Source organism: Agromyces chromiiresistens (genome assembly GCF_029167465.1).
In the GTDB taxonomy this organism is placed as follows: domain Bacteria; phylum Actinomycetota; class Actinomycetes; order Actinomycetales; family Microbacteriaceae; genus Agromyces; species Agromyces chromiiresistens.
The window spans coordinates 74,950-94,608 of the sequence record NZ_JARFNL010000008.1 but is presented as its reverse complement, the minus strand read 5'-3'; the positions used below and the strand labels follow the sequence as shown (position 1 = coordinate 94,608).

20 protein-coding genes and 1 tRNA gene are annotated in these 19,659 nt (G+C 71.9%); 8 read left to right on the top strand and 13 right to left on the bottom strand.

Annotation, left to right across the window (positions count from 1 at the left end; translation table 11 throughout):
• Window positions 1-428: 428 nt before the first annotated feature.
• Together PX701_RS18190 and PX701_RS18185 are read left to right on the top strand one after the other, a co-directional pair.
• Window positions 429-1,370 carry a CorA family divalent cation transporter gene (locus PX701_RS18190; RefSeq protein WP_275507091.1) on the top strand — a complete coding sequence of 314 codons (942 nt, stop codon included), beginning with the start codon at window positions 429-431 and terminating at the stop codon, window positions 1,368-1,370.
• Between the two features lie 122 nt (window positions 1,371-1,492).
• On the top strand, window positions 1,493-1,888 hold the full coding sequence (locus PX701_RS18185) for a VOC family protein (RefSeq protein ID WP_275507090.1): 396 nt from the start codon (window positions 1,493-1,495) through the stop codon (window positions 1,886-1,888).
• A gap of 31 nt (window positions 1,889-1,919) precedes the next feature.
• Here PX701_RS18185 and PX701_RS18180 read toward each other — a convergent pair.
• A tRNA-Gly gene (locus tag PX701_RS18180) sits at window positions 1,920-1,990 on the bottom strand.
• Between the two features lie 119 nt (window positions 1,991-2,109).
• Here PX701_RS18180 and PX701_RS18175 point away from each other — a divergent pair.
• The 5 genes from PX701_RS18175 to PX701_RS18155 all read left to right on the top strand — a co-directional run bounded on the left by PX701_RS18175 (window position 2,110) and on the right by PX701_RS18155 (window position 6,935).
• Window positions 2,110-2,964, top strand: coding sequence for a hypothetical protein (locus PX701_RS18175; RefSeq protein ID WP_275507089.1), 855 nt, complete (start codon window positions 2,110-2,112; stop codon window positions 2,962-2,964).
• A gap of 31 nt (window positions 2,965-2,995) precedes the next feature.
• Window positions 2,996-3,601 (top strand): dCTP deaminase, encoded by a 606-nt coding sequence (gene dcd, locus PX701_RS18170; RefSeq protein WP_231429351.1) that lies wholly within the window; start codon window positions 2,996-2,998, stop codon window positions 3,599-3,601.
• A gap of 105 nt (window positions 3,602-3,706) precedes the next feature.
• Window positions 3,707-4,360 (top strand): RNA polymerase sigma factor, encoded by a 654-nt coding sequence (locus PX701_RS18165; RefSeq protein ID WP_275507088.1) that lies wholly within the window; start codon window positions 3,707-3,709, stop codon window positions 4,358-4,360.
• A gap of 1 nt (window position 4,361) precedes the next feature.
• Window positions 4,362-5,171, top strand: coding sequence for a hypothetical protein (locus tag PX701_RS18160; RefSeq protein ID WP_275507087.1), 810 nt, complete (start codon window positions 4,362-4,364; stop codon window positions 5,169-5,171).
• Window positions 5,172-5,441: 270 nt separating this feature from the next.
• Window positions 5,442-6,935, top strand: a complete 1,494-nt coding sequence (locus tag PX701_RS18155) for an HNH endonuclease signature motif containing protein (protein ID WP_275507086.1) — start codon at window positions 5,442-5,444, stop codon at window positions 6,933-6,935.
• Window positions 6,936-7,085: 150 nt separating this feature from the next.
• Here PX701_RS18155 and PX701_RS18150 read toward each other — a convergent pair whose 3' ends face one another.
• A complete protein-coding gene (locus tag PX701_RS18150) occupies window positions 7,086-7,994 on the bottom strand; it encodes an alpha/beta hydrolase (protein WP_231429354.1) in 909 nt (302 codons plus the stop codon).
• Window positions 7,995-8,109: 115 nt separating this feature from the next.
• Here PX701_RS18150 and PX701_RS18145 point away from each other — a divergent pair, with 115 nt between their 5' ends.
• Window positions 8,110-8,790 carry a TetR/AcrR family transcriptional regulator gene (locus tag PX701_RS18145; protein WP_275507085.1) on the top strand — a complete coding sequence of 227 codons (681 nt, stop codon included), beginning with the start codon at window positions 8,110-8,112 and terminating at the stop codon, window positions 8,788-8,790.
• An 11-nt stretch (window positions 8,791-8,801) separates the two neighbouring features.
• Here the strand turns inward: PX701_RS18145 and fdxA are convergent, their stop codons facing one another.
• From fdxA to PX701_RS18090, 11 genes are all read right to left on the bottom strand, one after another.
• Window positions 8,802-9,152 carry a ferredoxin gene (fdxA, locus tag PX701_RS18140; RefSeq protein WP_231429356.1) on the bottom strand — a complete coding sequence of 117 codons (351 nt, stop codon included), beginning with the start codon at window positions 9,150-9,152 and terminating at the stop codon, window positions 8,802-8,804.
• Entirely contained in the window at window positions 9,149-10,582 is a 1,434-nt protein-coding gene (locus tag PX701_RS18135) for an FAD-dependent oxidoreductase (protein WP_275507084.1), read from the bottom strand. The genes fdxA and PX701_RS18135 overlap by 4 nt, the downstream gene beginning before the upstream one ends.
• Window positions 10,579-11,349, bottom strand: coding sequence for a uroporphyrinogen-III C-methyltransferase (cobA, locus tag PX701_RS18130; protein WP_275507083.1), 771 nt, complete (start codon window positions 11,347-11,349; stop codon window positions 10,579-10,581). The genes PX701_RS18135 and cobA overlap by 4 nt, the downstream gene beginning before the upstream one ends.
• Entirely contained in the window at window positions 11,346-12,257 is a 912-nt protein-coding gene (locus PX701_RS18125) for an ABC transporter permease (protein WP_275507082.1), read from the bottom strand. Before PX701_RS18125 ends, cobA begins: the two co-directional genes overlap by 4 nt.
• A gap of 151 nt (window positions 12,258-12,408) precedes the next feature.
• Window positions 12,409-13,155 carry an ABC transporter ATP-binding protein gene (locus PX701_RS18120; protein ID WP_231429360.1) on the bottom strand — a complete coding sequence of 249 codons (747 nt, stop codon included), beginning with the start codon at window positions 13,153-13,155 and terminating at the stop codon, window positions 12,409-12,411.
• Window positions 13,156-13,159: 4 nt separating this feature from the next.
• Window positions 13,160-14,242, bottom strand: a complete 1,083-nt coding sequence (locus tag PX701_RS18115) for an ABC transporter substrate-binding protein (protein WP_275507081.1) — start codon at window positions 14,240-14,242, stop codon at window positions 13,160-13,162.
• A gap of 85 nt (window positions 14,243-14,327) precedes the next feature.
• Complete coding sequence (locus PX701_RS18110) at window positions 14,328-15,662, bottom strand: sulfate adenylyltransferase subunit 1 (RefSeq protein ID WP_275507080.1); 1,335 nt, start codon at window positions 15,660-15,662, stop codon at window positions 14,328-14,330.
• Window positions 15,662-16,597 (bottom strand): sulfate adenylyltransferase subunit CysD, encoded by a 936-nt coding sequence (cysD, locus tag PX701_RS18105; RefSeq protein ID WP_231429363.1) that lies wholly within the window; start codon window positions 16,595-16,597, stop codon window positions 15,662-15,664. The genes PX701_RS18110 and cysD overlap by 1 nt, the downstream gene beginning before the upstream one ends.
• Window positions 16,594-17,337: a phosphoadenylyl-sulfate reductase gene (locus PX701_RS18100; RefSeq protein WP_275507079.1), complete on the bottom strand. Its 744-nt coding sequence runs from the start codon at window positions 17,335-17,337 to the stop codon at window positions 16,594-16,596. The genes cysD and PX701_RS18100 overlap by 4 nt, the downstream gene beginning before the upstream one ends.
• Window positions 17,334-19,076 (bottom strand): nitrite/sulfite reductase, encoded by a 1,743-nt coding sequence (locus tag PX701_RS18095; protein ID WP_420831089.1) that lies wholly within the window; start codon window positions 19,074-19,076, stop codon window positions 17,334-17,336. The genes PX701_RS18100 and PX701_RS18095 overlap by 4 nt, the downstream gene beginning before the upstream one ends.
• A 140-nt stretch (window positions 19,077-19,216) precedes the next feature.
• A complete protein-coding gene (locus tag PX701_RS18090) occupies window positions 19,217-19,606 on the bottom strand; it encodes a hypothetical protein (protein WP_275507078.1) in 390 nt (129 codons plus the stop codon).
• Window positions 19,607-19,659: the final 53 nt, after the last annotated feature.

Sequence of the window (19,659 nt, the reverse complement as noted above, 5' to 3'; positions counted from 1 at the left end):
GTACGCCCGGGCCGAGCCGGGCTTCGTCATCATCCGCGTGTTCCGTCTCGTGTGAGCTGGGGGGCCCACCTCGTGGGTGCCTCGGCCGGGCCATCCCACCGCGGCGCTTCGTGCAGAAGATCGAGACGGCCGCGACCGAACCCGCCGACCCGCGCGGGCGCGCCCGCTGACGGTCGCGACCGTCAGCGGAAGGTGTCCGCGAGGGCCTCGAGCGCTTCGACCAGGTCGGCGCTCGCGCTCCCCTTGCGTGCCGCGCTGTCGAGCTGAGCGACGACCGACCGGTTCGCCGCCGACAGGGCGGTGGGAAATCGCTAGCCCGCTCGGGCGCCGACGGCAACCCCGTGTGCGGAACACCGTCGCGCGCCTACGGTGAGGGTGGCGAATCCGGCGCGGAGACGGCGCACCGGGACGCAGAGACGAGGTCGATGATGCCTGAGATGCTCACGGGCGCGGGCGTCTGGGTGCGGGTCGTCAACCCGGATCCGGGCGAACTCGAGCGGCTGAGGGAGCGGTTCGGCATCCACCCGCTGATCATCGCCGATCTGGTCGAGGGGCGTCAGGCTCCGAAGCTCGAGCGGCTCTCGGGCCACCTCTACCTCAACCTCTGGGACGTGGACCGGAGCGGTGCCGACCCGGCCACGCACACCGACATCGCGCTGATCTTCAACGACCACGAGTGCCTGGTCGTGCAGAACGGACCCGAGGACGAGCTCCGCGATATCGAGGCGCTGCTGCTCGCCGACGCCCTCGTGCCGGTGACCTCGCCGATCTCGGGCGTCTACCGCATCCTCGACGCCGTCGTGCAGGACTTCGTCGAGCTCGGTGCCGGGGTCGAACGCGAGCTCGAAGAGGTCGAGGAGGAGGTGTTCGACAGCAGCATCCGCGAGGACTATCGGCGCATCTACCGCCTCCGGCAGCGCATCGGCCGGATCGACCGGGCCGTGTCGGGGCTCGCCGAAGCGATCACGGCCGATCGCGGCGAGTTCGAGGCGATGATGGCGTCCGAGCCCGCACTGCGCGCCTTCTTCACGCACCTCGAGCACGACGTGACGGGGGTGGCGAAGCTCGCCACGGCCGAACACGCCGCCCTCGACGCGGTCGTCTCGAGTCACGAGAGCAATGTCTCCACCCGGCAGAACCAGGACATGCGCACGATCTCGGCCTTCGCCGCCCTCCTCGCGATCCCGACGGTGATCGCGGGCGTCTACGGGATGAACTTCAAGAACCTGCCGCTGGTGCAGTGGGAGTTCGGCTGGCTCGTGGTGGGCATCGCGATGGTCGCCATCGACATCGTCGTCTACGTGCTGTTCCGGCGCCGCGGCTGGCTGGGCGATCGCCGAGGCGAGCGTGCGAGGCCGGCGGCGCGGTGAGGTCGACGTGCACGTGTCGTGCATTCCGGCGCCGGCATGGCTGGTGAGCGGGCCCACCCCGCGGGTAACGTCGGCGGGGTGACCTCGCGCCGAACGCCGGGGGCGACCGACGAAGGAGAGCAATGGCCTCGCAGATCGACGCGATCAACCTCACCGCCCGCGACCATGAGTCGCTCGGCGCCTTCTGGCAGGCGCTGCTCGACCTGAAGGAGGACCCGAACGATCCGAACAACCCCGGCGACCCCGTGACGGTCTACCTCACTGAGCCGGTGACCATCCGGGTCTACATCCAACCCGTCGACGACGGCAAGGAGTTCGCGCCCCGGATGCACCTCGACCTCTCACCGGTCGGCACCACGCGGGATGCCGAGGTCGAGCGACTCATGGAGCTGGGCGCGACCGTCGTCGCCGACCGGCGCCGTGAGAACGGCTCCGGCTACGTCACGATGAGCGACGTCGACGGCAACGAGTTCTGCGTGCAGCGCAGCGCCGAAGAAGTCGCCGCGAGCGGGCGCTGAGGTCACGCGGCCGGTGATCAGGCCGATCCAGAGCCGATGACGGGAATCGAACCCGCGCTGTCTGCTTGGGAAGCAGAAGTTCTACCATTGAACTACATCGGCGCACGCCGCTCGGCGACGTGGAACTCATCCTAACAACGCCGACGTGAATCGCCGCATCCATTCGGTGAGGTCGGGCACGGATGCCACGCCAGGCATGCACGCTGCAGCAGGATGGCGATATGCGCGCATCGAAGCACGTCATCATCGGGGGAATCGCGGCGGCGCTCGTCGTCGCGCTCGCCGGCTGTACGGCCGGCGTGGGCGCGACGGACGGCGCCGGGGCCGCCGAGCCAGAACTGCTGGAGCAGGCGGCGGCGCTTGCGCAGGACGTCGGCTTCGTCTCGCAGTCGATCGGACTCGAGCGGCCCGAGGACGCCATCGCCGCGTACGCGCGCCGAGCGACGCAGGAGTTGCCGGCCACGGGCGTCCCCGATCGCGGGAATACGTCGGACTGGGGCCCGGTGCCCGATACGGCGACGCCGTTCCGGCTCGTCGCGATCGAGCCCGAATCGGATGCCGCGTGGGAAGAGCCGGTCGGCGCACTCGTGCTCGCGAGCCGCATCACGGAGGTCTCGGCGAACGACGACCCCGAACACGACTTCTGCGTGCGCCTCCGGTTCGACCGCTGGGGCGTCATCGACGGCGGGGTCGAGAAGACGTCGTGCCCCGACCCGCTCGTCGAGGTCGAACCGCCCGCCGACGAACGGCCCGTGGTGCCCGAGGCGGCCGAGGCCGTCGCGATCGAGGTGCTGACCGGCGCGGGCGATGCGAGTGCCGACGAGCTCGAGGCATCCATCACCGCTCGGCTGGAGGGCGAGACCGACGGTCGCGCGCTCGCGCCGGTGGAGGTGCTGCGGGACGGCGACCGCCTGGGGCTCGCCATGCGCGACGCCGACGACTGCCTGCTCGTGCGCTCGGCCGATGGCGTGGTCGAGCGCCTGCACGTGTCCGACGTCCTGCTGCAGGACGGCGAGCTCGGCTGCGGCGCTGACACGGCCCTGCTCGCCGACGATCAGTTCCCGGCCACGCACTGAGGCGGAGCCGGGGCCTCGGTAGGCTGGGCGCGTGCTGCTCTCCGACCGCGACATCCGTTCAGAGTTCGAACTCGGCCGCATCGCGCTCGAGCCGAGCGATCCGTCGATGCTGCAGCCGTCGTCGGTCGACGTGCGGCTCGACCGGTACTTCCGGCTCTTCGACAACCACAAGTACCCGTACATCGACCCGGCGGAAGACCAGCCAGAGCTCACCCACCTGATCGAGGTGAAGCCCGACGAGCCGTTCATCCTGCACCCCGGCGAGTTCGTGCTTGGATCGACCTACGAGCAGGTCACCCTGCCCGACGACGTCGCGGCGCGGCTCGAGGGCAAGAGCTCGCTCGGCCGGCTCGGCCTGCTCACCCACTCCACCGCGGGCTTCATCGACCCTGGGTTCACGGGGCACGTCACGCTCGAGCTGTCGAACGTCGCGACCCTGCCGATCAAGCTCTGGCCGGGCATGAAGATCGGGCAGCTCTGCTTCTTCCGCCTGTCGTCGCCGGCCGAGCGACCCTACGGTTCGGCCGAGTACGCGAGCCGCTACCTCGGCCAGCGCGGGCCGACCGCGTCGCGGTCGTTCCAGAACTTCCACCGCACCGACGTGGGCGTCACCGACGCCGGCGCGAAGGGCGAGTGACGGCACCGAACCCGACCGTGCGTCGCAGGGCGAGGATGCCTCGTGCCTTCGTCGCGCGTCACGCCGAGTGCGGCACGCACTCGGCTGCCCTACACTCTTGCGACCATGGGCGATTTCGACGGGGTGCTCGCGCACTCGGCCTCCCGGGGCTGGGCGATGCCGCGGGCCGCGAGCGGCGGCGCTGAGGCGGCCGACGGGTTCGAGACGGTGCTGCTCGCGGCGAAGGCCGGGGCGCCGTGGGCGTCGGCCGAGCTCTGGAACGCGCACGCCGGTGCCGTCGCGGGCTTCCTGCGGGCGCGGGGCTCGGCCGAGCCCGACGATCTCACGAGCGAGGTGTTCCTGGCCGTGTTCGACGGGCTCGACCGATTCGAGGGCGGCGCGGCGGAGTTCCGGGCCTTCGTGTTCACGATCGCGTACCGGCGCCTCGTCGACGAGTTGCGCCGCCGCGCGCGGCAGGCGCCGAGCGAGGAGTGGGCAGATGAGCTCGACCCCCGGCGGGCGGCCAGCGCCGAGGACGAGGCGCTGGGTCGCATCGGGGATGCCGCGGCGCTGGCCACGCTCGACGGGCTTCCGCCCGACCAGCGCGACGTGATGGTGCTGCGCATCATCGGCGACCTCACGGTCGAGCAGGTCGCCGCCGTGCTGGGCAAGCGCGCGGGTGCGGTGAAGGCGCTGCAGCGCCGGGCGCTCACGGCGCTTCGAAAGAAATTCCCCGCAGGGCGTACCCCTGCGGCGACCTCCGGCGATAGCAGGGAGTGAGATGAGCAACCACCGCATTCACGACGACGAGGCCGCAGCCCTGCTGCGCGGCGATGTGCCGCCGCGGCGTGCCGACCTCGCGGGCGTTGCCGACGCCGTGGCCGGCTTCCGGCTCGCGGCCGGGCAGGCGGCGCCGCAGCCGTCGGCCGAGTTGCTGGCGCGACTCGACGCCGACCGCGTCGCGGCGGGCTCGATCTCGTTCGACCCGAACGCAACGACTGCGGCGACGAGCCAGACCCCCAGTGGCTCGTCGCCGAAGATACGGAGAAGAAGAGTGGCATTCACGGGAATCGCCGGGCTCGGCCTGGCAGCGAAGATCGCGATCGGTGCGGCGGCGGCGACCGCCGCAGGGCTCACGGGCGTGGGCGCCGCCGGCGCTGCCGGCGTGCTGCCGGCACCGGCGCAAGAGGTCTTCGACGGCGTCACCGGCCAGCAGGAGCCCGGCGGCGAGCACATCAGCGACACGGGCCGCGAGCACCGCGAGTTCGGCCAGCAGACCGCCGAGGATGCTCGCGAGAAGGGCGCCGACCGGCGCGACGCCGCCCACGAGAACGCCGAGGAGAAGCGCCGGGCTGGCCTCGACAAGGCCGCCGAGCACCGCCAGAACGGTGACGCACCGGTCGTGCCCGGCGACGAGGCATCCGAGACCGGTCAGCAGGCCGCCGAAGACGGCGCCGCGAACGGCGAGGAGCACAGCCAGACCGGGCAGGAGACCGCGGACGACGCGGCCTCGGCCGGTGAAGAACGCAGCGGTGACGGCCAGTCGACCGCTGACGACGCGCGTGACGGGGCCCCCACCCCCGAGCGATGAACCTCTGACGTTCTCGCACCCGTCACGACGCGACCGCGAAACGGGCTCCCGACCGGCTGGGAGCCCGTTTCGTGTCTTTGTTTGGGTGCGTGGGCGAGTGAGTGAGTGCGGGTCGGGCGGGTGCGTGCCTGCGGGCGCGCGTGCATGAGTACGGGTCGGTCGGGGGCGAGCGGGCGTGTGCGTGCCGGTCGGTGGGGTCATCGCCCGATTCATTGTCCACAGTTTCGAATATCTCTTCGAACCCGAGCCACTTCCGGGTAGGCTCGGGGTATGGCCGCAGCTGATGCAATACCCGCACTGATCGGGGTTTCAGCTGCGCTCGACGGGGTCGATGCGGTGTGGTCGGGCGCCTTGGCCGCTGGTGCCGCCGGGTCGGTCGACCCGGTCGGCGATGCGCGGTCGATGAGCGACGACGGCCTGGTGCGGGTGACCGAAGCCCTGGGTGAACTCGCTCGGCGTGTGCAGGCATTGCAGGCGCCGGTCGCGGCCGAGCTCGCGGCCCGCTCCCGCACCGGTGCCGACGATGATGTAGCCCGCCGGCACGGGTTCTCCTCGGCCGAACGGTTGATCGCGTCCGCGACGGGTGGCCGGTTCCAAGAGGCGGTCAAGCTCGTCGCGGTCGGTGCGGCGACCGCACCCCGGGCCGCGTTCACGGGTGAGGTGCTGCCGCCGAGGCATCCGCACCTCGCACGGGCAGTATCGTCGGGTGCCGTGTGCGTCGACGCGGCAGATGTGATCCGCCGGTTCCTCGACGGCATCGCGCCGCGCGCCGACCGGGTCGAGCTGTCCGAGGCCGAGGCGTTCCTCGTCGATCGGGCTCCGGTCGTGGGGGTCGACGGGCTGCACCGGCTGGTGAAGCTCATGCAGGCGCGCCTCGACCCCGATGGGGTGAAGCCGCGTGAAGACGAACTGCGGGCGGCGCGCGAGTTCCGCATCTGGGAAGACGAGCACGGCATGATCCGGTTCAAGGGTGCTGCCGACCCCGTCAACGGCGCTCCGATCAAGCTCGCGATCGAGACCCTCGTCGGCGCCGAGCTCCACCGGGCGCGCGACGCGAAGCGCCCGGCTCGGGGTGAGCAGGTCGAGGCTGGAGCGCAGCGACCGTCTCGAAACCCCGCCGGTTGTGACGACGTGGTCGCCGAGCAGCGCACGATCGCCCAGATGAACCTCGACGCGCTCGCCGACATCGCCCGTCACTCGCTCAGCGCGAACGACGGGCCCGTGGCGTTGCGGCAGGCGATGGTCGTGGCCCGCGTCGACGCCGCCGCGCTCGAGTCCGGGCGCGGGCACGGCACGATCGACGGCATCGACCAGCCCGTGTCGATCCCCTCGATCGAGGAGCTCGCGATGTGGGCCGGCATCTCGCCCCTCTACTACGGCGACGGCTGCGAGACGACCCGCCTCGGCCGGTCGCGCCGCCTGTTCTCCCAGGCGCAGAAACTCGTCCTCATCGAACGCGACGGCGGGTGCGCTTGGCCGGGCTGCACTCGACCGCCCTCGCACACCCAAGCGCACCACATCCGGTGGTGGAAGCGCCACCGGGGCCGCACCGATCTCGACAACGGCATCATGCTCTGCGCACATCACCATCACCGCATCCACGACGACGGCTGGGTCATCCTCATCGAGCACGGATTCACCTGGTTCGTGCCGCCGGCGCACCTCGACCCCGACCGCCGACCACGCCCCGGCAACCGACGACTCCCATCGATCGCACCACCACCCCCCGACATCGCTGCCCACCTCGCAAGCGTCGCCGCCTGACCGCGACGATTCCGATGATCCTCGGAATCGTCGAGGAACGCGCCGCCCGGTGGAGCATGCGGCGTGTCGGCGTGTCGGCGTGTCGGCGTGTCGGCCCGCTGCTCGCCAGCTCGCCGGCCCGCCCGGGCGACGGGTCATCACGTACCTCGCTCAGTGACGCACAGCGGGGGTGCCGGCCGGGCTCGAGTGCGTGACCGTGTCGACGGCGGCGAGCCCGCCGGTCGCGAAGGCCGCGACCGCGTCGAGCACGGGGTCGGCGCCGAGTACGCGGACGTGCCCGAACCCCTCGGTCAGGAGCAGGCGCGAGCGATCGCCGTGCGCGGCGTGCAGGCGCACCGACTCGCTCGACGCGACCTCGCGATCGCCGCGATCGTGGGCGACGAGCAACGGCACGCCGTCGGGCAGCGGTGAGCCGACCGCGTCGAAGCGCCGATAGGGGTCGTCGACCTCGGGCAGCACGCGCCGGCTGAATCCGCGCGCGAGCGCGTCGGACGTGGCGGGACGCAACCCGAGCCGCCCCGAGAACGCGTCGACGAGGAAGCGCGCGTCGGCCATGCCGGCGATCGCCGCGACGCCGCCGGTGGCCGTGCCCTCGCGCACCGCCGTGATCGCGGCGAGTGCGCCGAACGAGTGACCGACGATCAGGTGGAATCGCCCGTAGCGCTGCTGCAACGCCTCGATCGCGGCGAGGTAGTCGCGGATGTCGGTGTGACGCCCGGCAGAGTCGCCGTTCGCGGGTGCGTCGAACGCCACGAGTCGAAGGCCCTCGGCGCGCAGCTCGCGCACGATCGGGGCGAACTGCGATGCCCGTCCGCGCCAGCCGTGCACGAGCAGCACGGTGTCGGCGCCGTGCCCCCACGAGTACGCGACGACATCGCGGCCGCGAACACGAAGACGACCGCGTTCGGCGCGCTCGTGCACGGCGCGGTCGTGTTCGCGAACGGACAGCGCCGGCCGCACCCGGCGGAAGAGCGGTAGCGCGACCTGCGCGGCGAGCCCGGGCGAGATGCGATCGGCGGCGCGGATGGCGGCGGCATGGGCGGTGAGTGCTGCAGGCATGGTGGCCTCCGAGTGGCTTCCGGCGAGGCATCCGCCGCGTTCGAAGCAGACGCCAACAATGAATACGAACGATCGTACGCCCACTATACGCACGATCGTGCGTAAAATCGAGAGCATGAGCGGAACGGATGTCGCGGTCGACGGCCGCCGGGCGCGGGGGGATGCCTCGCGCCGGGTGGTGCTCGGCCACGCCGTCGACCTCGCCTCGATCGAAGGGCTCGACCAGCTGTCGATCGGTCGCATCGCGATCGCCGCGAGCGTGAGCAAGTCGAGCATCGCGACGCTCTTCGGCAGCAAGGAGAAGCTGCAGCTCGCCGCCGTCGAGGCGGCCCGCGAGCGCTACTTCGCGACCGTCATCGCCCCCGCCCGTGAGAAGCCGCGCGGGCTGACACGGGTCGTCGCACTGCTCGATCGCGTCGTCGCGTACTCGCACGACCGCGTGTTCCCGGGCGGGTGCTTCTTCTCAGCCGCGGCGGCCGACTTCCACGCGAAGCCCGGCGTCGTGCGCGACGCGATCACCGCGCAGCTCGACGACTGGCTCGGCTACCTCGCGGTGCAGGTGCGGTACGCGGCCGACGCCGGCGAGCTCGTCGGCATCGTCGAGACCGACGATGCCGACCAGTTCGCCTTCGAGGTGCAGGGCGTCTTCGAGTGGATGAACCAGCTCGCCGTGATCCGCGACTCCGACGAGCCGTACGTGCGTGCCAGGCGCGCGTTCCGCGCCCGGCTCGTCGCGATCGGTGCCGACCCGGCCGTCGCCGATCTCGTGCTCGAACCGGGCGCCGCGATGCGCTGACGGTGGCGGTACTACTCGCCCTGCGGGGCGAGCGCCGCGACGATGGGGTGATCGAAGTCGAGCGTGCCGGTCTTGGCGGCGCCGCCCGGCGATCCGAGCGGCGCACCGCCCGACGCGCCACCGGGCGTGATCTCGAAGAACTCGACGTTGGCCTTGTAGTAGTCGGACCACTCGTCGGGCAGGTCGTCTTCGTAGTAGATCGCCTCGACCGGGCAGACGGGCTCGCACGCGCCGCAGTCGACGCACTCGTCGGGGTGGATGTAGAGGGATCGTTCGCCCTCGTAGATGCAGTCGACGGGGCACTCGTCGATGCACGCCTTGTCCTTGACGTCGACGCAGGGCAGCGCGATGACGTAGGTCACGACAGCGCCAGCACGTCGTCGCGCGAGATCGCCACCTGCTCCTCACGGGGCACGACCTTCACGCGTTCGCGAACGACGCCGGCGTACCGCTCGGGCGCCTCGAACGACTCGCCGAGCCCGCGCTCGTGCGCGTCGAGGGCGAGCCAGCCCTGCCAGCTCGTGTGCTCGACCCCGCGGGCGTCGAGCAGGTCGAGGATCTCGGTGCCGTCGGCCGCGTCGATGGCGGGCGCGGCGAGCACGCCGGCCTGCGCGTCCGCGACGAGGTTGGTGATCGTCTCGAGCGCGTCGCCCTTCGTGTGGCCGATGAGTCCGACCGGGCCGCGCTTGATCCATCCGGTCGCGTAGACGCCCGGGATCGACTCGCCCGAGGCATCCACGACCCGCCCGCCCTCGTTGGGGATGACCGCAGCCCGCTCGTCGAACGGCACGTCGCGGATCGGCGAGCTCGCGTAGCCGACGGCCCGGTACACGGCCTGCACCGGGTATTCGACGAACTCGCCCGTGCCCTCGACCGAACCGTCGCCGACCGGTCGGGTGCGCTCGAACCGGATCGCCTCGACCTTGCCGTCGCCCGTGATCTCGGCGGGCGAGTGCAGGAAGTGCAGGTGCAGGCGGCGCGACGCGGTGCCGGCGCCGGTCGAGCCGGGGCCCGTGCGCCAGCCGTTCAGGGTGCGGGTCATGACCTTGACCTGGTTGTTCGAGGCGTGCAGCGCCTCGGCATGCGCGTCGCCCTCGGCGCGCTCGAAGTCGTCGTCGTACACGACGATGTCGACGTCGGGCACCTCGCCGAGCTCGCGCAGCTCGATCGGGGTGAACTTCACGTGGCCCGGTCCGCGCCGGCCGAACACGTGCACGTCGGTGACGGGGGATGCCTCGAGCCCGGCGAGCACGTTGGCGGGGATGTCGGTCGAGAGGATGTCCTTCGGGTGCTTCGCGAGCACGCGGGCGACGTCGAGCGCGACGTTGCCGTTGCCGATGACCGCGATCTCGCGCGCCTCGAGCGGCCACGAGCGCGGCACATCGGGGTGTCCGTCGTACCAGGCGACGAAGTCGGCGGCGCCGTACGAGCCGGGCAGGTCGATGCCGGGGATGTCGAGCGGGGCGTCGCGCAGGGCGCCGGTCGCGAAGATCACGGCGTCGTAGCGCTCCTGCAGCTCGCCGACCTCGACGTCGCGGCCCACCTCGACGTTGCCGATGAGGCGGATGTCGCCCGCATCGAGCATCTCGTGCAGCGAGTTCACGATGCCCTTGATGCGCGGGTGGTCGGGCGCGACCCCGTAGCGGATGAGGCCGTAGGGTGCCGGCAGCGACTCGAACAGGTCGATCGCGACCTCGCCGCCCTGCTCGGCGACCTGGCGGCGGAGGATGTTGCCGGCGTAGATGCCGGCGGGGCCGGCGCCCACGATCGCGACGCGGAGGGAGAGGGTCATTGCTGCGAGGCCTTTCGGGTTGTGCTGGGGGAGAGCGCTTCGGGTGCGTAGGGGCTGAGCGTCACGACGTCGCCGACCACGACCACCGCGGGCGACCGCACGCCTCGGCGCGCCGCCTGCAGGGCGATCGAGTCGAGCGTTCCGACGGTGACGCGCTGCCTCGGGCCGTACCCATCTTCCACGATGGCGACCGGGCAGTCGCCGCCGCGCTCGCCGCGGGCGAGTGTGATCGCCGAGTTCGCGAGGGTGCCGATGCCCATGAGGAGCACGACGGTGTGGTCGCGGCCGCCGCCGAGCGCCCGGATCTGGTCATGTCCGGTGACGACCGTGAACGTCGTCGCGAGGCCGCGGTGGGTGAGCGGGATGCCCGCGATCGCCGGCACCGAGATCGCGCTCGTGATGCCCGGCACGACCGCGACGTCGATGCCCGCGTCGCGGCAGAACGCGAGCTCCTCGCCGCCGCGGCCGAAGATGAACGGGTCGCCGCCCTTGAGCCGCACGACCTGCTTGCCCTCGCGGGCGAGGGTGACGAGCAGGGCGTTGATGGCGTCCTGCGGCACGGCGTGATGCCCGGGCAGCTTGCCGACGTCGACGACCTCTGCCCGAAGTTCGACGCCCTCGGCGGCGAGGCCGTCGAGCACGCCGCGGGCGCCGAGCCGGTCGGCCACGATCACGTCGGCCCGCTCGAGCGCGCGCAGGCCGCGGATGGTGAGCAGTCCCGCGTCGCCCGGTCCGGCGCCGACGAGGGTCACGTGTCCGGCGGTCATCGGGTGCCTCCTTGGAGCAGGCCCCGGCGGCGCAGGATCGCGCGCTCGATCGGGGCGAAGACGCAGAGTTCGACGAGGATGCCGACGAAGAGGATCACGAGGATCGCGACGAACACCGCGGAGAGATCGGCGAGCTGGCGTCCCTGGTCGAGCAGCGCGCCGAGCCCGAACCCGATCGACCCGCCGGTCGCGATGATCTCGGCGGCCATGAGCGAGCGCCACGAGAACGCCCAGCCCTGCTTGAGCCCGCCGACGTACCCGGGCAGCGCCGCGGGCAGCACGACGAGCGTCGCGAGCTGCGCGCGATTCGCGCCGAGCACGCGGCCGACCCGGCGCAGCTGCGGCGGCACCTGGTTCACGCCCGAGATGAGGCCGTTGACGATCGAGGGCACGGCCCCCATGAGGATGACGAAGTAGACGGTCGCGTCGGAGAGCTGGAACCATATGATCGCGGCCGGCACCCAGGCCACCGACGGCAGCACCTGCAGGCCCGAGATGAACGGGCCGAGCGCGCGGCGCAGCCAGTCGACCTCGGCGAGCAGCAGGCCGATCGGCGTGCCGATGACGACGGCAATGAGGAAGCCGATCACCCCGCGCTCGAGGCTCGTCACGACGGCGAGCTGCAGCCGGCCGCTCTCCCACGCGGCGCCGATCGCGGTGAACACGTCGACCGGGCCGGGGTAGAGGTCGGGGCGCGGGCTCGCGACGACGGTGTAGACCTGCCAGGCGACGAGCAGCGCACCGAACAGGATGACGGGCGGCAGTACGCTCGACGCGAACCGGCGCCAGCGCGACTCGCGCCGGGTCTCGTCGGTCTGCAGGCGGTCGAGCCCGGCGGCGAGCTCGCGCAGTTCGGCTTCGTCGGGCGACGAGGACGCCTCGCGCTCGACGAGCTCGGGGAACGGCATCGAGCCGGCGGGGAGGTCTGACCCCGCGCCCGCCGGTCGAGTAGCGCCCGACGAAGGAGGACGCGTATCGAGACCCGGTGAGTCGATCGCGGGACGAGTGGTCTCGATGCGCGTCGCCTCCGGCGGCGCTACTCGACCGGCGGTCTGGATGTCATGCGGCATTGCGGGCGATCTCCTTCCGCAGGCGCTCGGTGATCTCGATCGAGACCGCCGAGACCTCGGGGCTCTCGATGCGGCGCGGGCCCGAGGCATCCAGCCGCCATTCCCCGGCAACGCGGCCCGGGCGACTCGAGAGCAGCACGACGCGTTCGCCGAGGCGGGCCGCCTCGCGCACGTTGTGGGTGACGAACACGATCGTGCGGCCGGTCTCGCGCCAGACCCGCTCGAGCTCCTCGTGCAGGAGGTCGCGGGTGATGGCGTCGAGCGCGGCGAACGGTTCGTCCATGAGCAGCACCTTGCGGTCCTGCGCGAGCGCCCGGGCGAGGGCGACGCGCTGGCGCATGCCGCCCGAGAGCTCGTGGGGCCGCTTCTCGGCGGCGTCGGCGAGGTTGACGACGTCGAGCAGCTCGAGCGCCTTCGCGCGGCGTTCGGCCCGCGGCACCCCGCGCAGCTTCAGCGCGAGCTCGACGTTGCGACGGGCGCTCAGCCACGGCATGAGCGCCGACTCCTGGAACATCACGGCCGCGCCGTCGGCGGGCACCTCGATGGTGCCTGTCGACGGGCGGTCGAGTCCGGCGATGAGGTTGAGCAGGGTCGACTTGCCGCAGCCCGATGCGCCGAGCAGGCAGACGAACTCCCCCTCTTCGACGTGCAGCGTCACGTCGTCGAGCACGAGCGGGGCGCGCTCGCCGAAGCGCTTGCCGAGCCCGTCGATGCGGATGACCGTCTGCCTGCTCATGCGCTCACTCCGTGCCGAGTCCGGCGGCCGAGACCGGCTCCTCGCCGCGCGCTTCGAGCACGCGGTTCAGGATCGCGAGGTCGAACAGCCCGTCGATCGAGCCGTCCTTCGCCGTACCGGCGGCGACGCCGTTCGCGAGCACCTCCTCGAAGGTGTCAGCGACGGGGTCGACCGTGAACCGGACGTGCTCGAGCGAGCGCGCGAGCACCTCGTCGCCCAGCGGCTTGCCGGTGTCGGCCTCGAGCTGGGCGTTGATGTCCTCGGCGGCCTGCTCGGGCTCGTCCTCGATGAACTGCACGGCGTCGGCGTGGCCCTCGACGAGCGCCTCGACCGTCGCCGGGTGGTCGGCGAGGAACTGCTTCGAGACGAGCAGCACCGTGGTCGGGAAGTCGCCGTCGTCCCACAGGTCGGCCTCGTCGACGAGCACGTGCGCGCCGCCGTCGATGATGAGTCGCGACACCCACGGCTCGGGCAGCCAGGCCCCGTCGAGGTCGCCCTGCTGGAAGAGCGTGAGCGTCTGCGAGTTCTCGGTCGGGGTGACGTGCACGTCGCCGCCGCCCTGGGTGTCGGTCGTGTAGCCCTCGTCGGCGAGCCAGGTCCGCAGCGCGACGTCCTGCGTGTTGCCGAGCTGGGGGCTCGCGAGCGTCGTGCCCTCGAGGTCGGCCGGGTCGTCGATGCCGTCGGCGACGACGAGTGCGGCGCCGCCCGAGGCGACCCCCGACACGACGACGGCCGACTGGCCGCCGCTCTTGACGAAGGTGTTGATCGCCGGGTTGGGGCCGATGTAGGCGGCGTCGATCGCGCCCGCCGACAGCGCCTCGACGGCGGCCGGTCCGGCGTTGAAGATCTCGGTCGAGAGCTTCGTGTCGCCGAGCGCGTCCTGCAGCAGGCCCTCCTGCAGGCCGACCAGTGCCGGCGCGTGGGTCACGTTCGCGAAGTAGCCGAGTCGCAGCTCCTCGGCGGGGGTGCCGCCGAGCGCCTCGTCGGAGTCGGCCGGCGGGGCTCCCGCGGCCGATGAGGCGCAGCCGGTCATCATGACCGCGGCCAATCCAAGAACGGTGAGTGCAAGAGTGGTGCGGGTCTTCACGGTGTCGCCTCCTTTGTATGGTTCGTGCAGATGGTGGTGCGGTGGCCCCGGGGCCGGGGCCGGGTGCGCCCCGTGGGGCGCCCCGTCAGGCGGCCGAAGCTCGCGCCGGGCTGTGCGTGCCGGCGGCGAGCGTCGCTCCGTCCTGCGGGTGGATGACGAGGAATGCGCCGCTGCGACGGTGCACGGCGTAGTCCTCGAAGGGCAGCTCCGCCGCGAGGCGGAGGGTGACCCGGCCGATGTCGTTGGCGTCGAGCCGGTCGGCGGGTTCGGTCGCGAGGGTGTCGAGGTTGCGGCGGCCCTCGACCGCGGCGACGAGCGCCTGCACGGTCGCGGTGCCGAACTTGACGAGCACGCGGGCGCCCGGTGCGAGCGGGCGGGCGTCGAGCTGGAACAGCTCGGCGTCGATCTCGCGGCGGCCGGCGGGCAGGGTTCCGGATGCCGCGATCACGGCGCCGCGCGCGGCGTCGAGCTCGTCGGCGAGGCGCAGCGACACCGACTGCGGCGCACGTGCCTCGTCGAGCGGGCCGTCGGCGGTGTCGATCGCGACGACCGTCGTGGTCGCACCGCCCGGGAACACGGCGACCTCGTCGCCGACCCGCACGGTGCCGCTCGACACCTGCCCGGCGAACGCACGGTAGTCGCGGAACCGGTCTTCGGCCCCGGGCTGCGCCGCGACGGCGGGCGCGAGGGCGCCCTGCGGGCGCAGCACGAGCTGCACGTCGAGCCGGAACGCCTCGAGCGAGCTCTCGATCTCGTCGACGGTCGGCAGCGTCTCGAGCAGTTCGAGCAGGGCCGGCCCGTCGTACCAGGGCGTGTTCGGCGAGCGGTCGACGACGTTGTCGCCCTCGAGCGCCGAGACGGGGATGACGTGCACCCCGGGCAGGCCGAGCTCGCGGGTGACCTCGAGCACCTCGGCGGCCACGGCCGCGTAGGCTGCGGCGTCGTAGCCCTGCAGGTCGATCTTGTTGACCGCGACGATCACGTTCGGCACGCGCAGCAGCTGCACGACCGAGAGGTGACGGCGGGTCTGCTCGAGCACGCCCTTTCGCGCGTCGATGAGCAGCACGACGACGTCGGCCGTCGTCGCCCCGGTGACCATGTTGCGGGTGTACTGCACGTGCCCGGGGCAGTCGGCGAGGATGAACGAACGGCGACCCGTCGAGAAGTAGCGATAGGCCACGTCGATCGTGATGCCCTGCTCGCGCTCGGCGCGCAGGCCGTCGGTGAGCAGCGCGAAGTCGAAGCCGCCGGCGTCGCCGCCGAAGCCGCGCTCGCGGCTCGTGCGGGCGACCTGCTCGAACTGGTCGGCGAGGATCGCCTTCGAGTCGTGCAGCAGGCGGCCGACGAGCGTCGACTTGCCGTCGTCGACCGAGCCGGCCGTCGCGAAGCGCAGCAGGGTGCTGCTGGTGTGCTCGCCCATCAGAAGTACCCGTCCTTCTTGCGGTCTTCCATCGCCGCCTCCGAGATGCGGTCGTCGGCGCGGGTCGCCCCCCGCTCGGTGAGCGTCGACTCGGCGACCTCGCGAACGACGGCCGCGACATCCACGGCGTCGGACTCGACCGCACCCGTGCAGCTCATGTCGCCGACCGTGCGGTACCGCACGGTGCGGAGCTCGACGTGCTCGTCGGGGCGGGGCTGCGAGAACTCGCCGACGCCGCGCCACATGCCGTCGCGGCGGAACACCTCGCGCTCGTGCGCGAAGTACAGCGGCGGCAGCTCGATGCCCTCGCGCTCGATGTACGCCCAGACGTCGAGCTCGGTCCAGTTCGAGATCGGGAAGGCGCGCACGTGCTGGCCGGGGGTGTGCCGGCCGTTGTAGAGGTTCCAGAGCTCAGGGCGCTGGTTGCGCGGGTCCCACTGGCCGAACTCGTCGCGCAGCGAGATGATGCGCTCCTTGGCCCGCGCCTTGTCCTCGTCGCGGCGGGCGCCGCCGAAGACCGCGTCGTGCCTGCCCGCGGCGATCGCGTCGAGCAGCGGCTGCGTCTGCAGGGGGTTGCGGGTGCCGTCGGCGCGCTCGTGCAGGCGGCCGTCGTCGATGTAGCGCTGCACCTCGGCGACCTCGAGTCGCAGGCCGAGTCGCTCGACCGTGCGGTCGCGGAACGCGATCACCTCGGGGAAGTTGTGCCCCGTGTCGACGTGCAGCACGGGGAACGGCACGCGGCCCGGCCAGAACGCCTTCGTCGCGAGGTGGAGCACGACGACCGAGTCCTTGCCGCCCGAGAACAGCAGCACGGGCCGCTCGAACTCGGCGACGACCTCGCGGATGATGTGGATCGCCTCGGCCTCGAGCAGGTCGAGGGCGTCGAGGCCCCTCGCCGGGGCGGTGGCAGTGCCGGTCAAGAACGTGTCGGTCATAGGTGCAACCCGCATTCCGTCTTGTCGAGGCCGGCCCAGCGGCCCGACCGGGGGTCTTCGCCCGCGGCGACGGGCTTCGTGCACGGCTCGCAGCCGATCGAGGGGTAGCCCTCGGTCAGCAGCGGGTTCACGGTCACCCCGAACGCGGCGGCGTGGTCGATGAGGTCGTCGAAGCTCCAGGCGGCGAGCGGGTTGACCTTCACGAGGCCGTTGCGCTCGTCCCATGCGACGAGCGGCGTGTCGGTGCGGGTCGGCGCCTCGTCGCGGCGCACGCCCGTGAACCAGAGTTCGTAGCCCGCGAGGGCGTCCTGCAGCGGGGCGACCTTGCGCATCGCGCAGCAGGCGCCCGGGTCGCGGGCGAAGAGGTCCTTGCCGTGCTTCGCGTCCTGCTCGGCGACGGTGAGCTCGGGAAGCACGTCGACGATGCGCACGTCGAGCGACGCGGCGACGCGGTCGCGGGTCTCGATCGTCTTCTGGAAGTGGTAGCCGGTCTCGAGGAACAGCACGTCGACGCCCGGCAGCGACTGCGCGACCACGTGCGGCAGCACGGCGTCGGCCATCGAGCAGGCGACGGCCGCGGCATCCACGTCGAAGTTGCGCGCCACCCAGGCGATCACTTCGTAGGCGGATGCCTCGCCGTCGGCGAGGCTCCGGAGCTCGGCGTTCCCCGCCTCGGCGAGGGCGCGGAGCGCGGCGGCGTCGCGCTTCGTGGTGGCGCGCGGGGCGAGCGAGACGCTCATCGCAGTTCTTCCTCCTCGGCGCGGTGGGCCCACTCGGCGAAGGTCTCGTCGGCTGCAGTATCGCGCTGCTCGAGGAACCGGCGCACGACCTTCTCGACGTAGTCGGCGAGGCCGTCGGCGGTCACCTTGAGGCCGCGCACGGTGCGGCCGGTGCCGGCCTCCTCGCGCGTCGTCGACGCGAGCCCGCCGCCGAGGTGCACCTGGAAGCCGGGGGTCTGGCCGCCGTCGCCGTCGGGCAGCAGCTGCCCCTTGAGGCCGATGTCGGCGGTCTGGATGCGGGCGCACGAGTTCGGGCAGCCGTTGACGTGCAGGCTGATCGGGTGCGGCAGCTCGATGCCCGCGAGGCGCTCCTCGAGGGCGATCACGGCGTCGGTCGCGGTCTGCTTCGTCTCGACGATCGCGAGCTTGCAGAACTCGATGCCCGTGCAGGCGATCGTGCCGCGGCGGATGAGGCTCGGTCGCGCCTGCAGGCCGAGCTCGTCGAGGCCGGCGACGACCCGCTCGACGTGCTCCTCGTCGATGTCGAGCAGCACGACCTTCTGGTGCGGGGTCGTGCGCAGCCGGCCCGAACCGACCGAGTCGAGCAGGTCGGCGAGGCGGGTGAGCGTCGTGCCCGAGATGCGGCCGACGAAGGGCGTCGCGCCGATGTAGAAGCGGCCGTCCTTCTGCTTGTGCACCCCGACGTGGTCGCCCTGGGCGAGCGGCTTCGGTGCGGCGGGGCCGTCGGGCAGCGGGTTCTCGAGGTACTCGGTCTCGAGCACCTGCCGGAACTTCTCGGCGCCCCAGTCGGCGACGAGGTACTTGAGTCGGGCGCGGTTGCGCAGGCGCCGGTAGCCGTAGTCGCGGAAGATCGAGGTGACCCCGAGCCACACCTCGGCGACCCGCTCGGGCGCGACGAAGGCGTTCAGGCGCACCGCGAGGTGGGCGTTCGTCGACAGGCCGCCGCCGACCCAGAGGTCGTAGCCGATGCCGAGCTCGGGGTGCTCGACCGCGACGAACGCCACGTCGTTGATCTCGTGCACGACGTCCTGGCTGGGGTGGCCCGTGATCGCCGACTTGAACTTGCGCGGCAGGTTCGCGAGCTCGGGGTCGCCGATGTAGCGCTCCTGGATCTCGAAGATCTGCGGCGTCGGGTCGATGAGCTCGTCGGCCGCGATGCCGGCGACCGGCGAGCCGAGGATGACGCGGGGCACGTCGCCGCACGCCTCGGTCGTCGACAGGCCGACGCCTTCGAGCCGGCGCCAGATCTCGGGCACGTCCTCGACTCGGATCCAGTGCAGCTGGATGTTCTGCCGGTCGGTCAGGTCGGCCGTGTCGCGTGCGAACTCGGTCGAGATGCCGCCGATGACGCGCAGCTGCTCGGTCGAGAGCTGACCGCCGTCGATGCGCACGCGCAGCATGAAGAACTCGTCCTCGAGCTCGTGCGGCTCGAGGGTCGCGGTCTTGCCGCCGTCGATGCCGGGCTTGCGCTGCGTGTACAGGCCCCACCAGCGGAAGCGGCCGTGCAGGTCGGTGCCGTCGATCGACGAGAAGCCGCCCTTGGCGTAGATCGTCTCGATGCGCTCGCGCACGGCGAGGCCGCCGTCCTCCTGCTTCCACTGCTCGTTGGCGTTGAGGGGCTCGGTGCCGTCGACCTTCCACTGGCCGTTGGGGCGGTTGGCGCCGGGGCGGGCGGGGCGGCCTTCGGGGCGCGCGGCGCGCTCCGGCCGTGCCGGTCGCACCGTCTCGCTCAGCGTCACGAGAGCCTCCTGATGGGTCGAAGCGACGATGGATGTCTCGCCGCTGAGCCGACGTTAGGCGAGGCATCCTCGGGCGGCACCTTCGTGACGGCGGCGCCCGTCACGTTGCGTCACGGCCCGTCGCACGGCGCCGCATTGCGTCACATGCTTGACAGGCGATGCCCGAACCAACGCCAGAGCATCGGCGCGGTCGAGATCAGGAGGATCGCGAACAGCGTCTGGTTCACGACGCCGAACAGTGGGATGCCGATGGTCGCGAACACGGTCCAGTTGACGGCGATGTCGACCAGGATCACGACGAGCGCGAGCACGATGCCGGCGCGGCGCCGCCGCGCGAGCAGCACGGCAGTGATGGGGTCGAGCACGGTGAGCGACATCCAGAACACCCGCGTGCCGAGCGGGAACTCGGCGTAGGTGTCCGCGCCGCCGAGCACCAGGTCGGTCACATGGGTGGTCGTGCCGATGAGGAAGCCCGCGATCCAGGCGATGAGGATCACGATGCGAAGTGTGTCGGAACGCTTCCGGGGCACGGGCCCAGCATAGGGACGGGGCGGGCGGGACGCCGGTTTCGAGACGGGCGCTG

Bases quoted from the DNA above. Each gene is read 5' to 3' on its own strand.
- PX701_RS18190 (WP_275507091.1), top strand. From the start codon at position 429: ATGCCTGAGATGCTCACGGGCGCGGGCGTCTGGGTGCGGGTCGTCAAC.
- PX701_RS18185 (WP_275507090.1), top strand. From the start codon at position 1,493: ATGGCCTCGCAGATCGACGCGATCAACCTCACCGCCCGCGACCATGAG.
- PX701_RS18175 (WP_275507089.1), top strand. From the start codon at position 2,110: ATGCGCGCATCGAAGCACGTCATCATCGGGGGAATCGCGGCGGCGCTC.
- PX701_RS18165 (WP_275507088.1), top strand. From the start codon at position 3,707: ATGGGCGATTTCGACGGGGTGCTCGCGCACTCGGCCTCCCGGGGCTGG.
- PX701_RS18160 (WP_275507087.1), top strand. From the start codon at position 4,362: ATGAGCAACCACCGCATTCACGACGACGAGGCCGCAGCCCTGCTGCGC.
- PX701_RS18155 (WP_275507086.1), top strand. From the start codon at position 5,442: ATGGCCGCAGCTGATGCAATACCCGCACTGATCGGGGTTTCAGCTGCG.
- PX701_RS18150 (WP_231429354.1), bottom strand. From the start codon at position 7,994: ATGCCTGCAGCACTCACCGCCCATGCCGCCGCCATCCGCGCCGCCGAT.
- PX701_RS18145 (WP_275507085.1), top strand. From the start codon at position 8,110: ATGAGCGGAACGGATGTCGCGGTCGACGGCCGCCGGGCGCGGGGGGAT.
- PX701_RS18135 (WP_275507084.1), bottom strand. From the start codon at position 10,582: ATGACCCTCTCCCTCCGCGTCGCGATCGTGGGCGCCGGCCCCGCCGGC.
- cobA (WP_275507083.1), bottom strand. From the start codon at position 11,349: ATGACCGCCGGACACGTGACCCTCGTCGGCGCCGGACCGGGCGACGCG.
- PX701_RS18125 (WP_275507082.1), bottom strand. From the start codon at position 12,257: ATGCCGTTCCCCGAGCTCGTCGAGCGCGAGGCGTCCTCGTCGCCCGAC.
- PX701_RS18120 (WP_231429360.1), bottom strand. From the start codon at position 13,155: ATGAGCAGGCAGACGGTCATCCGCATCGACGGGCTCGGCAAGCGCTTC.
- PX701_RS18110 (WP_275507080.1), bottom strand. From the start codon at position 15,662: ATGGGCGAGCACACCAGCAGCACCCTGCTGCGCTTCGCGACGGCCGGC.
- cysD (WP_231429363.1), bottom strand. From the start codon at position 16,597: ATGACCGACACGTTCTTGACCGGCACTGCCACCGCCCCGGCGAGGGGC.
- PX701_RS18100 (WP_275507079.1), bottom strand. From the start codon at position 17,337: ATGAGCGTCTCGCTCGCCCCGCGCGCCACCACGAAGCGCGACGCCGCC.